Source organism: Agromyces rhizosphaerae (genome assembly GCF_027925245.1).
In the GTDB taxonomy this organism is placed as follows: Bacteria; Actinomycetota; Actinomycetes; order Actinomycetales; family Microbacteriaceae; genus Agromyces; species Agromyces rhizosphaerae.
On sequence record NZ_BSDP01000001.1, the window covers coordinates 975,577 to 989,402 of the forward strand.

At 70.1% G+C, this 13,826-nt stretch carries 12 protein-coding genes; 2 read left to right on the forward strand and 10 right to left on the reverse strand.

The window, feature by feature from the left end:
* Positions 1–29 precede the first annotated feature (29 nt).
* The 8 genes from mmsA to QMG39_RS04660 all read right to left on the reverse strand — a co-directional run bounded on the left by mmsA (position 30) and on the right by QMG39_RS04660 (position 9,269).
* Entirely contained in the window at positions 30–1,559 is a 1,530-nt protein-coding gene (mmsA, locus tag QMG39_RS04625) for a multiple monosaccharide ABC transporter ATP-binding protein (protein WP_281882699.1), read from the reverse strand.
* Positions 1,560–1,690: 131 nt separating this feature from the next.
* Positions 1,691–2,764 (reverse strand): multiple monosaccharide ABC transporter substrate-binding protein, encoded by a 1,074-nt coding sequence (gene chvE / locus QMG39_RS04630; RefSeq protein WP_281887152.1) that lies wholly within the window; start codon positions 2,762–2,764, stop codon positions 1,691–1,693.
* Positions 2,765–2,899: 135 nt separating this feature from the next.
* On the reverse strand, positions 2,900–3,652 hold the full coding sequence (locus QMG39_RS04635; RefSeq protein WP_281882700.1) for an L-ribulose-5-phosphate 4-epimerase: 753 nt from the start codon (positions 3,650–3,652) through the stop codon (positions 2,900–2,902).
* 226 nt (positions 3,653–3,878) lie between these two features.
* Entirely contained in the window at positions 3,879–4,952 is a 1,074-nt protein-coding gene (locus tag QMG39_RS04640) for a LacI family DNA-binding transcriptional regulator (RefSeq protein ID WP_281882701.1), read from the reverse strand.
* Positions 4,953–5,102: 150 nt separating this feature from the next.
* Positions 5,103–5,933, reverse strand: coding sequence for an aldo/keto reductase (locus tag QMG39_RS04645; RefSeq protein WP_281882702.1), 831 nt, complete (start codon positions 5,931–5,933; stop codon positions 5,103–5,105).
* A gap of 88 nt (positions 5,934–6,021) precedes the next feature.
* A complete protein-coding gene (locus QMG39_RS04650) occupies positions 6,022–6,627 on the reverse strand; it encodes a nuclear transport factor 2 family protein (RefSeq protein ID WP_281882703.1) in 606 nt (201 codons plus the stop codon).
* Positions 6,628–6,714: 87 nt separating this feature from the next.
* Positions 6,715–7,875 (reverse strand): cystathionine gamma-synthase, encoded by a 1,161-nt coding sequence (locus tag QMG39_RS04655; protein WP_281882704.1) that lies wholly within the window; start codon positions 7,873–7,875, stop codon positions 6,715–6,717.
* A 29-nt stretch (positions 7,876–7,904) separates the two neighbouring features.
* Positions 7,905–9,269, reverse strand: a complete 1,365-nt coding sequence (locus tag QMG39_RS04660) for a cystathionine beta-synthase (RefSeq protein WP_281882705.1) — start codon at positions 9,267–9,269, stop codon at positions 7,905–7,907.
* 272 nt (positions 9,270–9,541) lie between these two features.
* On the opposite strand from QMG39_RS04660, the gene QMG39_RS04665 reads away from it, so the two are divergent.
* Positions 9,542–10,210: a thioredoxin-like domain-containing protein gene (locus QMG39_RS04665; protein ID WP_281882707.1), complete on the forward strand. Its 669-nt coding sequence runs from the start codon at positions 9,542–9,544 to the stop codon at positions 10,208–10,210.
* Between the two features lie 7 nt (positions 10,211–10,217).
* Positions 10,218–10,934: a DUF305 domain-containing protein gene (locus QMG39_RS04670; protein WP_281882709.1), complete on the forward strand. Its 717-nt coding sequence runs from the start codon at positions 10,218–10,220 to the stop codon at positions 10,932–10,934.
* A gap of 42 nt (positions 10,935–10,976) precedes the next feature.
* Here QMG39_RS04670 and QMG39_RS04675 read toward each other — a convergent pair whose 3' ends face one another.
* Positions 10,977–11,783 (reverse strand): aquaporin, encoded by an 807-nt coding sequence (locus QMG39_RS04675; protein ID WP_281882710.1) that lies wholly within the window; start codon positions 11,781–11,783, stop codon positions 10,977–10,979.
* A gap of 66 nt (positions 11,784–11,849) precedes the next feature.
* Positions 11,850–13,709, reverse strand: coding sequence for an ABC transporter ATP-binding protein (locus tag QMG39_RS04680; protein WP_281887153.1), 1,860 nt, complete (start codon positions 13,707–13,709; stop codon positions 11,850–11,852).
* Positions 13,710–13,826 lie beyond the last annotated feature (117 nt).

Below are 13,826 nucleotides of genomic sequence, written 5' to 3' on the forward strand. Positions count from 1 at the left end.
TCTCCTGGGGTGATTCGCCAGCGGCGGCGCTAGCGGGGCTTTTCCATGGTCATGAGCTTGAGCATCGACTCGGGCGTGGCCTCCTCGACCGGCATCTCACCGGTGATGCGGCCCTCCGAGAGCGCGTACAACCGGTCGCAGATGCCGAGCAGTTCGGGCAGCTCGGAGGAGATGACGATGATGCCCTTCCCCTCCCCCGCGAGCCGGTTGATGATCGAGTAGATCTCGTACTTGGCGCCGACGTCGATGCCGCGGGTGGGCTCATCGAGGATGAGCACGTCCGGGTTCGCGTAGATCCACTTCGACAGCACGACCTTCTGCTGGTTGCCGCCCGAGAGCTTGCCGGTCTTCACGAGCACGCTCGGCGCCTTGATGTTCATGGAGCGCCGGTACTCGTTGGCGACCGCGTACTCCTCGTTGTCGTGCACGAGCCCGAACTTCTCGAGCTTCTTCAGCGACGCCATCGAGATGTTGCGCTTGATGTCCTCGATGAGGTTCAGGCCGTAGGTCTTGCGATCCTCGGTCGCGTACGCGATGCCGTTCTCGATCGACTCGGCGACCGTGCGCGTCTTGATCTGCTCGCCGCGCAGGTAGACCCTGCCGCTGATGTTCGAGCCGTAGCTGCGACCGAACAGGCTCATCGCGAACTCGGTGCGCCCGGCGCCCATCAGGCCCGCGATGCCGACGATCTCGCCCGCCCGCACGTTCAGGTTCACGTTGTCGACCACGACGCGGCTGGAGTCCTGCGGGTGGTGGGCGGTCCAGTCCTCGACCCGCAGCAGCTCCTCGCCGATGTTCGGCGTGTGGTCGGGGTACCGGTGCTCGAGGTCGCGGCCGACCATGTCGTTGATGATGCGGTCCTCGGTGACATCCGCCTTGGCGATCGTCTCGATCGTCTTGCCGTCGCGGATGACGGTGACCGAGTCCGCCACCTTCTTGATCTCGTTCAGCTTGTGGCTGATGATGATCGACGTGATGCCCTGGCCCTTCAGGTGCAGGATCAGGTCGAGCAGGTGGTCCGAGTCCTCGTCGTTGAGCGCTGCGGTGGGCTCGTCGAGGATGAGCAGCTTCACCTGCTTCGACAGGGCCTTCGCGATCTCGACGAGCTGCTGCTTGCCGACGCCGATGTCCATGATCCGCGTGCGGGGGTTCTCCTTGAGGCCCACGCGCGCGAGCAGCTTCGCGGCCTCGAAGTCGGTCTTGTTCCAGTCGATCAGGCCGCCGGGGCCCTTCAGCTCGTTGTTGAGGAAGATGTTCTCGGCGATCGACATGTAGGGGCTCAGCGCGAGCTCCTGGTGGATGATCACGATGCCCTTGGACTCCGAGTCCGTGAGGTCCTTGAACTCGACGACCTCGTTCTCGAAGACGATGTCGCCGTCGTAGGTGCCGTGCGGGTACACCCCCGACAGCACCTTCATGAGGGTCGACTTCCCCGCGCCGTTCTCGCCGCAGATCGCGTGCACCTCGCCGCGTTCGACGCCGAGCGTCACGTTCGCGAGGGCCTTCACGCCGGGGAACGTCTTGGTGATGCTGCGCATCTCGAGAATGTTGGTGGTCATCCTTGCTCCTGCTCCATTGCCGGTGCACCTCCCGGGGCGGACGCCGCGCGCCGGGGCCTGATGCGAGGATATTCCCGCTCAGGCCCCGACACGCGGCAACCCGTCAACCGAGTCGGTGCCTCACCGGTGAATCAGCCGTTGATCTCTTCCTCGGTCCAGTAGCCGCTGTCGACCAGGACCTCGGTGATGTTGTCCTGCACGACGATCTGCGACTCGAGCAGGTACGACGGCACGACCTTGACGCCGTTGTCGTAGTCCGAGGTGTTGTTGACCTCGGGCTCCTCGCCGTTCAGCAGGGCGGTCGCCATGTCCACGGCCACGGCCGCGAGGTTGCGGGTGTCCTTGAAGATGGTCGAGTACTGCTCGCCGCTGTTGATCGCCTTCACCGAGTCGAGCTCGGCGTCCTGGCCCGAGATGACCGGCCACTCGTCGCCGACCGAGTAGCCGGCGTCGGTCAGTGCCGAGATGATGCCGCGCGACAGGCCGTCGTAGGGCGAGAGCACCGCGTCGACCTGCGAGCCGTCGGAGTAGTTCGCCACGAGGATGTCCTCCATGCGGCTCTGCGCGACCTCGCCGTCCCAGCGGAGCGTCGCCGCCTGCTGGAAGTCGGTCTGGCCGGACTTCACGACGAGGGTGCCCTCGTCGATGTACGGCTGCAGGGTGTCGATCGCGCCGTTCCAGAAGAACGTGGCGTTGTTGTCGTCGGGCGAACCGGCGAACAGCTCGATGTTGAACGGACCCTCGGGCGCGTCGCCGGCCTCGTTGCCCTCGAGGTCGGTCAGGCCGAGGCCCGCCAGGATCGACGTCGCCTGCTGCACGCCGACGATGTAGTTGTCGAACGAGGCGTAGTAGTCGACGTTCTCCGAGTCGCGGATGAGGCGGTCGTAGGCGATGACGGGGATGTCGGCGTCGGCCGCGTCCTGCAGCACCTGCGAGAGCGTGGTGCCGTCGATCGACGCGATGATCAGCGCCTCGGCGCCCTTGGTGATCATGTTCTCGATCTGCGAGACCTGGGTGGGGATGTCGTCCTCTGCGTACTGCAGGTCGACCTCGAAGCCCTGCTCCTCCAGCTGCTCCTTGACGGCGTCGCCGTCCTGGATCCAGCGCTCGGAGCTCTTGGTCGGCATCGCGACGCCGATGAGGCCGCCGTCGCCGCCCGAGCTGTCTCCGCCGTCGCCGCCCGAGCAGGCGGCGAGCGCCAGCATGGAGCCCGCGGCGAGCGTGGCGAGCAGCACCTTCTTCGTCTTCTTCACGGTCTTTCCTTTCACTGTGTCAGTCATGGACGTCCTTGTCTTGGTGACAGTGGAGCGGCGTCGTCCTGGGGTCCGCTCCCGACGGCATCAGGTCGATGCCGCACGATTCTGGGGTGGTGGCGCGCCGCCGGCGGGACGCCGGGCGTCGACGGCCTGGCCGTACACGTTCTGGTAGCGCTCGTAGAGCGCATCGATGTCGCGCTGCGAGATCGCGATCGGCTCGCCCGCCTCCCGCGCGAGGTGCGCGGTGCGGGCGACGTCCTCGAGCATCACGGCGGCCTTGACCGCGTCCTTGGCCGAGGCGCCGATGGTGAACGGGCCGTGGTTCTGCATCAGCACGGCGCGCGAGCGGTGCCCGCGCAGGGTCTCGACGATGCCGCGGCCGATCGAGTCGTCGCCGATGATCGCGAACGGCCCGACCGGGATGGGCCCGCCGAACTCGTCGGCCATCGCCGTCGTCACGCACGGGATCTCCTCGCCGCGCGCCGCCCACGCCACGGCGTAGGGCGAGTGCGTGTGCACGACGCCGCCGACCTCGGGCATGTGCCGGTACACGTAGGCGTGCGCAGCCGTGTCGCTCGACGGGTTGCGCTCCATCCCGGGCGTGCCCGGGATGACGTTGCCGTCGAGGTCGCAGAGGATCATGTTCTCGGGCGCGAGGTCGTCGTACGAGACGCCCGAGGGCTTGATGACGAACAGGTCCGCGCCGGGCACCCGGCCCGAGACGTTGCCGCCGGTCCACACCACGAGGCCGTAGCGGGTGAGCTCGCCGTGCAAGCGGGCGACGTCGGCGCGCACCCTGGCGATGGCCACCTCGATCGTGGGCCCGTAGCCGTTCACGCGCGATCACCCGACCCGAGCTCCACGGCCCGGAGCGCTGCGCGCTCGGTGGGGGCTGCCATCACGGGTGACTCCTTCGTCTGCGGAACGGGACGCACTGCGCGGTGCCTGCGTCGGAAATGTGACCGTTCATGTGACCGTTCACATCGCGGGACTCAGAATAGCCAGAGACGTCCGGGCCGTGTCAACTTCCGAATAGTCACGGAATGGTAACGGCGGATTTCCCTCAGAACGAGGGCGGCCCGACCGAGCCCCGCACGATGAGCTCGGGCTCGATCGTGCTCGGCCGGTCCTCGTCGTCGCCACCGGGACGCGCGTCCGCATGGCCGGCCGCGCCCAGCAGCAGGTCGACGCAGCGCCTGCCGATCTCGGCGAAGTCCTGTCGCACGGTCGTGAGCGGCGGCCAGAAGTGCGCCGCCTCGGGGATGTCGTCGAAGCCGATGATCGAGACGTCGCCCGGCACGTCGAGGCCCTCGGCCCGCACGGCGTGCATGAGCCCGAGCGCCATCTGGTCGTTCGAGGAGAAGATCGCCGTGAAGTCGCGCACCGAGAGCAGCTCGCGCCCGGCGTGGTACCCGAACTCGGCCGTCCAGTCGCCCAGGATCGGCGCGGTGGTCGGCACGTCCTGCGCCCCCATCTCGTCGAGGAACCCGCGCATGCGGGCCTCCGCCTCGATCCAGTCCTGCGGGCCGGCGAGGTGGTAGATGCTGCGGTGGCCCCGCTCGATGAGGTGCCGCGTGGCCATGCGGGCCCCGGCGATCTGGTCGACCGAGAGCCCGTGCTCCGGATCTCGCTCGGTCGACTGGAGCGTGACGTACGGCACGTCGATCGAGAGCTCCTGGAGGGTGTCGAACACGCGCTCCTGCGGGGCGATGACCACGAGCCCCTCGATGCCCTGTGCGGCCAGGTGGGCGAGGCCGTCGGGGATCGACCGCGGGTCGGACGAGTCGATGTTCGCCGTGCTCACCCAGTAGCCCGAGCGACGCGCCGCCGACTCGATCGCGGCGATGCTCGAGGCCGGCCCGTACTGCGTGCTCGACGCCGACAGGATGCCGAACGTGCGCGATCGGCTGGTGACGAGGGCGCGCGCGGCGCGGTTCGGCCGGTACTGCAGCTGCTCCATGACCTGCAGCACGCGGTCGCGGGTCTCCGGGCGCAGGCTCGGGTGGTCGTTGAGCACGCGCGAGACGGTCTGGTGGGAGACGCCCGCGAGGCGCGCCACATCGCGGATGCTCGGCGCCCGCCCCCTCGGGGCGTCCGCTCTGGTCTCCGGCACTGCGTCCTCGCTCGCGTCTGGCATGTGCACGGTCACACACGCCGAGACACCATTATGCACGCGCCGCGCGGCGATGTGACCGTCACATTTGTGACAGTCACATGAACGACCGGTGCCGCGATGCGGCCATCGCGGCCGCCATCACGGCCGCCGTCCCGGCCCGCCGGAGGCGGCCTACATCTCCTCGTGCGTGTCCGGGTCGCCGTCCCACAGGCGCCCGCGCTCGAGCCCCGAGATCGCCTCGACCTCGTCGGGCGCGAGCGTGAACCCGAACACGTCGAGGTTCTCGCGCTGCCTCGTGGCATCCGCCGACTTCGGGATCGGGATCGACCCGAGCTGCACGTGCCAGCGCAGCACGACCTGGGTGGGCGTGCGCCCGTGCCCGTCCGCGATCTCGGTGATCACCGGCTCCGCCAGCAGCTCGGTACGCCGGGCGAGCGGGCTCCAGCTCTCGGTCGCGATGCCGTGCTCGGCGTGGAAGGCGCGCTGGTCGCCCTGCGGGAAGTACGGATGCAGCTCGACCTGGTTGACCGCCGGCACGACGCCGGTCTCGTCGATGAGCCGCTCCAGATGGGCGATCGTGAAGTTCGAGACGCCGATCGAGCGCACCATGCCGTGCTCGCGCGCCTTGATCATCGCCCGCCACGCGTCGACGTACCGGTCGACGCTCGGGTTCGGCCAGTGGATCAGGTGCAGGTCGACCCAGTCGAGCCCGAGTCGATCGAGCGAACCGGAGATGCTCGCGAGCGTCTCGTCGAAGCCGTGGTCGCGTCCGGGCACCTTGGTCGTGACGCTCACGTCGCTGCGATCGACGCCCGACCTGCGGAGGGCCTCCCCGACCGCCTCCTCGTTGCCGTAATTCACGGCCGAGTCGAGCAGCCGGTAGCCCGACTCGAGTGCGCCGACCATCGCCGCGACGCCCGCGCCGTCGTTCAGCTGGTAGGTGCCGAGGCCGAGCTGCGGGAGGGAGTTGCCGTCGTTCAGCGAACGCAGGGGGGCGGTCATGACTCCATCCTCCCCGAGTCGTCGCGAAACGTCGCCTCCCGCGCGGTGATGGCGACAGTTCGTGACGACTCGCCGGCTGAAGGTCGCCTCAGCGCGAGCCCTCCGGGTCCGGCGCGTCCTCGCCGTCGATGTCGATGTCCACGTCGTCGTCGTAGTCGTAGTCGAGTTCCTCGAAGTCGTCGTCGACCGAGTCCTCCTCGTCGTCGTCGCCCCAGTCGTCGTCCTCGTCGGCCTCGTCGTACTCGTCCTCCTCGTCGAGGTCGTCCGAGTCGTCGTCGAGGTCGTCCGAGTCGTCGTCCGCCGCATCCGCCTCGTCGTCGTCGAACTCGAGGTCGTCCGCGTCCTCCTCCTCGACCCACCACTCGGTGAAGGCGGTCGCGCGCCCGTCGGGCGCCAGGTCGATCACCCACAGGTTGCGGTAGGCGGTCGAGCCCAGGTACACCGTGCGGCCCTGGATGATCGCGCGCGTGTCGCCCACCAGCAGCGGCTCCCAGGCGAACGTCGTCTCGTCGGGGCCGTCGGCGTTCTCCAGCCACCACGACACGATCTCGTCGTGCCCGCGGTACGGCTCCGTGCCCGGCGTGCTGGTGTACTCCGCGTGCTCGGTGAAGAGCGCGCGGATGTCGCCCGCGTCGTTCGACAGCCACGCGCGACGGTACCGCTCGACCCACCGGGTGACCGCGTCTTGCCTCATGTGACCGTCTTACCGCACCGGCCCGCGACCCGCCAGAGGCCGGCGCCTGCGGCATGGTCGAGCGGATGCCCCCGGGCCGCGCCCGCCCTACAGCCGGTCGAGCGCCTCGACGACGTCGGCCACGAGGTCCGAGGTCTCCTCGACGCCGACCGACAGCCGCACGATCGACTCGGGCACCTCGGCGGGCGTGCCCTTGACCGACGCGTGGGTCATCTCCGACGGGTAGTTGACGAGCGATTCGACGCCGCCGAGCGACTCGGCGAGCTGGAACAGCGACGTGGTCTCGGCGAACTTCCGGGCCGCCTCGGCGCCGCCCGCGAAGTCGAGCGTGAGCATGCCGCCGAAGCCCGACATCTGCGACGCGGCGAGCGCGTGGCCCGGGTGCGACGCCAGGCCCGGGTAGAGCACGCGGGTGAGCGCAGGGTGATCGAACACGGTCTCGGCGATCTGCTGGGCGGACCCCGAGTGCTGCCGCATCCGCAGGGCCAGGGTCTTGATGCCGCGGCTGGTGAGGAACGCGTCGAACGGGGCCGACACGGCGCCGGCGGCGAACTGGATGAATCGCACCTGCTCCTCGAGCTCGTCGTCGCTCGTGACGAGCGCGCCGCCGACGACGTCGGAGTGCCCGCCGAGGTACTTGGTCGTCGAGTGCACGACGACGTCGGCGCCGAGCGCGAGCGGCTGCTGCAGCGCGGGCGAGGCGAACGTGTTGTCGACCACGACCAGCGCCCCGGCCTCGTGGCCGAGCGCGACGAGCGCGGCCACGTCGGAGATCTTCATGAGCGGGTTCGACGGCGTCTCGACCCAGAGCACCTTGGTGGCCGGCTCGATCGCGGCGCGCACCGCGTCGAGGTCGCTCGTGTCGACGGTCGAGTGGCGGATGCCCCAGGCGCCGTGGATGCGGTTGATGAGGCGGTGCGTGCCGCCGTAGACGTCGTTGCCGATGACGACGTGGTCGCCGGGCGCGAGCACCGCGCGCAGCAGGGCGTCCTCGGCGGCGAGGCCCGAGGCGAAGCTCAGGCCGTGCGTGCCGCCCTCGAGCGCGGCGAGCTGGGTCTCGAGCGCCGTGCGCGTGGGGTTGCCGCCGCGCGAGTACTCGTAGCCGCCGCGCAGGCCGCCGATGCCGTCCTGCACGTAGGTCGAGGTGAGGTGCACCGGCGGGATCACCGCGCCGGTGGTGGGGTCGAACGCCTGGCCGGCGTGCACCGCACGCGTGGCGAATCCGTGGTGCTGGTCGATCGAGGTCATGGGAGTGGTTCCTTGCAGGTTCGTGAGATTCAGGCGCTGAGGTAGGTCAGCAGGTCGGAGCGGGTGATGACGCCGAGCACGCGCCCGCCGTCGGTCACGAGCATCGCGGGCGCGTCGCCGAAGGCGTGGCGCGCGGTCGCGACCGGTTCGTTCACGCCGATGAGCGGCAGCGGCGGGCCGATCACGCTCGACACCTCGTCGGTGAGCTTCGCGCGGCCTGAGAAGACGAGCTCGAGCAGCTCGTCGTCGTGGATCGCGCCGGCGACCTCGCCGAGCACGACGGGCGGCTCGGCGGTGAGCACGAGCAGCTGCGAGACGCCGGTCTCGCTCATGCGGTCGATCGCCTCGCGGATCGTGTCGTCGGGCGCCGAGTACACGAGCCCGGGCGTGCGCCCCGACTTCGACGCGAGCAGGTTGCCGACGGTGTGACCGGCGGGCGCGTTCGAGAACCCGTACGCGCGCAGCCACTTGTCGTTGAAGATCTTGCCCAGGTACCCGCGGCCGCCGTCGGGCAGCAGCACGACGAACACCGAGTCGGCGGGAGCGGATGCAGCGGCCTTGAGTGCCGCGACGACGGCCATGCCGCTCGACCCGCCGACGAGGATCCCCTCCTCGCGCGCGAGGCGGCGCGTCATGTCGAACGACTCGGCGTCGGTGACCTCGATGACCTCGTGCGGCACGCTCGGGTCGTACGCGTCGGGCCAGAAGTCCTCGCCCACGCCCTCGACGAGGTACGGCCTGCCCGTGCCGCCGGAGTACACCGAGCCCTCGGGGTCGGCGCCGATGATGCGCACGGTGTCGTTCGAGACCTCGCGCAGGTAGCGGCCGGTGCCGGTGATCGTGCCGCCGGTGCCCACGCCCGCGACGAAGTGCGTGATCCTCCCGTCGGTGTCGCGCCAGATCTCGGGGCCCGTGGTCTCGTAGTGCGAGCGCGGCCCGTTCGGGTTGGCGTACTGGTTCGGCTTGAACGCGCCGGGGATCTCACGGGCGAGCCGGTCGCTCACCGAGTAGTACGACTCGGGGCTGTCGGGCGCGACCGCGGTCGGCGTCACGACGACCTCGGCGCCGTAGGCGGTGAGCACGTTGCGCTTGTCCTCGCCGACCTTGTCGGGGCAGACGAAGATGCACCGGTACCCGCGCTGCAGCGCGACCAGCGCGAGCCCGACGCCGGTGTTGCCCGAGGTGGGCTCGACGATCGTGCCGCCCGGTGCGAGCTTGCCCTCGGCCTCGGCCGCATCGATGATGCGGGTCGCGATGCGGTCCTTCGACGAACCACCGGGGTTGAAGTACTCCAGCTTCACGAGCACCGTCGCGGCGATGCCGTCGGTGACGTGCTGGAGCTTCACCAGCGGGGTGTCGCCGACGAGCTCGACGATGTTCTCTGCGTACTTCATTCGTTGTCCTTCACGTCTGCTCGCCGGGCGCTGCGGAGGCGCGGGCCGGATGCGGCGAGCGATCGGTCATGCCGGGAGACCGGGGGGATGAGCGACGTCAGCGACAACACAGCGAAGGGATCACGGCTCCGACTCTAGTGGCACGCGTCGCCGTGTGTCATCCGCTCGCCCCTTCGCCCTGTGAAATGGCTGCGGATGCCGCTGCCGGGAAGAAATCCGGACGCCCCATGCGTTCGAATGGAGCAACCCGACATTCCGAGAGAGGCACACCCGTGAGTGCGACCCCGCCCGGCAGGAAGCCGACCGTCAAGCAGCAGCGCGCCGAGCAGCGAGCGAGGAAGCTCGAGGCCTACAAGCGCGAGCAGGCCCGCCAGAAGCGCAACCGTCGCATCGGCATCGGCGCCGCGATCGTCGGCGCGCTGGCCGTCGTCGGCGTCATCGTCACGTCGGTGGTGCTCATCCCGCAGCCGGCGAACTACACGGCCGGCGGCTCGGGCGCGGACGTCGAGGGCGTGCAGACCTTCGAGAACACCTCGCTGCACGTCGACGGCACGGTCGACTACCCGCAGAACCCGCCCGCAGGCGGCGAGCACAACCCGGCCTGGCTGAACTGCGGCGTGTACTCCGAGCAGGTGCCGAGCGAGAACGCCGTGCACTCGATGGAGCACGGCGCGGTGTGGGTCACCTACGACCCCTCGCTGCCCGACGACGAGCTCTCGGCGCTGCGGGCGCAGCTGCCGTCGACGTACGTCATCCTGTCGCCGTTCGAGGGGCTCCCCTCCCCCATCGTCCTGAGCGGCTGGAACACCCAGCTGCAGGTCGAGTCGGCCGACGACGAGCGCATCGCCGAGTACCTCGAGGAGTACTGGCGCAGCGACCTCGTGCCCGAGCCGGGTGCGCTGTGCACCGGCGGCATCGACGGCCCCGGTCGCGAGTCCTGAGCTCCTGATGACGGATGCCTCTGACGCGACGCCCGACGAGTCGGCGGCGCCCGAGCACCGCGGGCCCATCGGCCGCGTCGGCGCGATCGTCGTGGGCGCCCTGATCGTGGTCACGCTGGTCGCGGTGTCGTTCGCGTTCGGGCGCATCTCCACGCTCGGGCAGGCCGATCCCACGACCGTCAGCGCGGAGGCCGGCTTCGCGCGCGACATGCAGGTGCACCACCTGCAGGGCGTCGACCTCGCGCTGATCATCCGCGAGACGAGCGACGATCCCGACATCGACCGCCTCGCCTACGACATGGCCACCGTGCAGGCGCAGCAGGCCGGCCAGATGTACGGCTGGCTCGAGGAGTGGGAGCTGCCGCAGGCCGGCAGCGAACCGCAGATGACCTGGATGACCCGCCCCGCGCTCGCGGGCGCCGAGGGCGAGCACGCCGATCACGACGCGTCGACGCACGCCCCGGGCGACCCGATGCCGGGACTCGCGACGTTCGACCAGGTCGAGGCGCTGCGCGCCGCCGAGGGCGTCGAGGCCGAGCGCATCTTCTTCACGCTCATGATCCGCCACCACGAGGGCGCGCTCGAGATGTCCGAGGCGCTGCTGGCGCGCTCGACGCACCCGATCGTCACGAGCCTCGCGCGGGCGATCCTCGAGAGCCAGGCGGGCGAGATCGCGCTCATGACCGACCTGCTCGACGAGCGCGGCGGCCCGGTCGAGGTCTGACCGGGCCGCCGCGTACGGCGGGGCGCGACGACGCCCCCGCCGCTAGCGCTTGGTGCCGTCGAACAGCCCCCGGAAGGTGAAGCCCGCCAGCAGCGCCCCGACGATCGGGAAGACGATGAACGCCCACAGCATGGCGAGCGCGTCGCCGCCGCCGTAGATCGCGGTTGCGATCGAGCGTGCGGGGTTCACCGACGTGTTGTCGATCGGGATCGTCGCGAGGTGGATGAGCGCGACCGTGAGGCCGATCACGAGCCCCGCAAATGCCGGATTGCCCCGGCTCGGGTGCGTCACGCCGATCACGACCGCGACGAGCAGCGCCGTGAAGACGATCTCGACGACGATCGCGCCGCCGATGCCGAAGCCGCCCGGCGAGAGCGCGTCCCAGCCGTTGCTCGCGAACCCGCCGTCGCGGGCCGCCTCGAACCAGCCCGCCTGCGACGACCCGATGAGCGCGATGATGCTCGTCGCCGCCGCGCCGCCGAGGATCTGCGCGGCGATGTACCCGGCCGTTCCGCGCCACGGGAAGCGACCCGCCGCCGCGAGGCCGAGCGTCACGGCTGGGTTGAAGTGCCCGCCCGAGATCGGCCCGAACGCGTACGCGCCGGCGACGATCGCGAGGCCCACGGCGAGCGCGACGCCGACGAAGCCGACGCCGAGCGAGCTGCCGTTGTCGCCGACGCCGAAGTCCGACGCGAAGAGCGCGGCGCTGATGAGGCCCAGCACGAGCACGAACGTGCCGAAGAACTCGGCGGCGAGCGTCGCGAACGTCGAGGGCCCCGCGGGCGCCTCGGTCGGCGTGTGCTCGAGCGGCGTGGCCGCGACCGGCTTCTCGGGTCGTGGATCTGACATCGGAAATCCCCCAATCTCCCGTCGCGCCGTCATGCGCGACTGGGAGCACGCTACCCCGCGAGCCGCTCAGTCCGCGACCGGCACGCCCTCCGCCTGCTGCGCGTAGAGCCTGGCGTAGACCCCGCCGGCGGCGAGCAGCTCGGCGTGCGTGCCCTGCTCCACGATGCGCCCGCCGACCACGACGAAGACGACGTCAGCGCCGACGATGGTCGACAGCCGGTGCGCGATCGCAATGGTTGTGCGGCCGCGCGCGGCGTCGTCGAGGGCGTCCTGCACGACCCGCTCGGAGATCGTGTCGAGCGCGCTCGTGGCCTCGTCGAGCACGAGCACCTCGGGGTCCTTCAGCAGCACGCGCGCGATCGCGATGCGCTGCTTCTCGCCGCCGGACAGGCGGTACCCGCGCTCGCCCACGAGCGTGTCGTAGCCGTCGGGGAAGGACGTGATCGTCTCGTGGATGTTCGCGGCGCGCGCGGCACGCTCGAGCTCCGCATCCGTGGCATCCGGCTTCGCATAGCGCAGGTTGTCCGCGATCGACGCGTGGAAGAGGTACGTCTCCTGGCTCACGATGCCGACGTGCGAGAGCAGCGAGTCGCCGCGCAGGTCGCGCACGTCCTCCCCCGCGAAGCGCACGGTGCCGCTCGTCGCGTCGAAGAGCCGGGGCACGAGGTACGACACGGTCGTCTTGCCCGCACCCGACGGCCCGACGAAGGCCGCGAACTGCCCCGGCTCGATGCGGAATCTCATGTCCTCGATGGTCGGGCGCGCATCGCCGGCCGAGTCGGGATAGCTGAACGAGACGTCCTCGAACTCGACCCGTCCGAGCGCGGGCCCGCCGGGGACGTCGATCGCCTCGGGGGCATCCGTGATCGCGGGCCGCAGGTCGAGGTACTCGAAGATGCGCGCGAACAGCGCGGTGGACGTCTGCACGTCGAGCGCGACCCGCATGATGCCGAGCATCGGGAACAGCAGGCGCGCCTGCACGGTCGTGAACGCGACGATCGTGCCGGCCGTGATGTCCGCGCTGCCGCCCGTGATGAGCCAGCCCGACACGAGGTAGACGATCGCCGGGATCGACGACAGGAAGATGTTCACGAGCGCGAAGAACCACTGCCCCGACATCACCTGGCGCACCTGCAGCCGGATCTGGTTGCGGTTCTCGGCGGAGTAGCGCGCCGTCTCGGCGGCCTGCCGGGTGAACGACTTCGAGAGCAGGATGCCCGAGACCGACAGGGTCTCCTGGGTGATGGCCGTCATCTCGGACAGCGACTCCTGCGTCTTCGCGGCGATCTTCGCGCGCACCCGGCCGACGCGGCGCTGCGCGAGCGCCATGAACGGCATCAGCACGAGGGCGATGAGCGTGAGCTCCCAGCTGAGCAGCAGCATGGCCACGAACGCGGCGATGACCGTGACGGTGTTGCCGAGCACGCTCGAGACGGTGTTGGTGAGCACGGATGCCACGCCGCCGACGTCGTTCTGCAGGCGCGACTGGATCACCCCCGTCTTCGTCCTGGTGAAGAAGGCGAGCTCCATCGACTGCAGGCGCTCGAACAGGCGCACGCGCAGGTCGCCCATGACCTTGTTGCCGATGTTCGCGGTGAGCCAGGTCTGCCAGACCCCGAGCATCGCGGAGGCGATGAAGATGGCGATCATGAGGCCGACGATCTCGGCGAGCACGGGCAGGTCCGGCCCGCCGCCGCCCTCGGGGAAGAGGCCGTCGTCGAAGGCGCGTTCGGTGAGCAGCGGCGGCACGACCGTGAGGGCCGCGCCGACGAACACGAGCGCGACGACGACCGCGAGGCCGCTGCGGTACGGGCGGAAGAGCTCCGCGATGCGCCGGCCGAGGTGCGGGATCTTCGGCGCCTCGGCGTTGGCGGCGCGCTGGGCGTCCTCGTCGGCGGCCGAGATGCGCGTGCGCGCCTTGCCCATGCGGCCGACCTGTCCCCCAGAGCCGCCGCCGGGCGGACCGCTCTGGCCGTGAAGTGTCATGCAGCCCACCCTAGGCGATACATGCACATATGCATACAATTTGCGCCGGGCACGGCG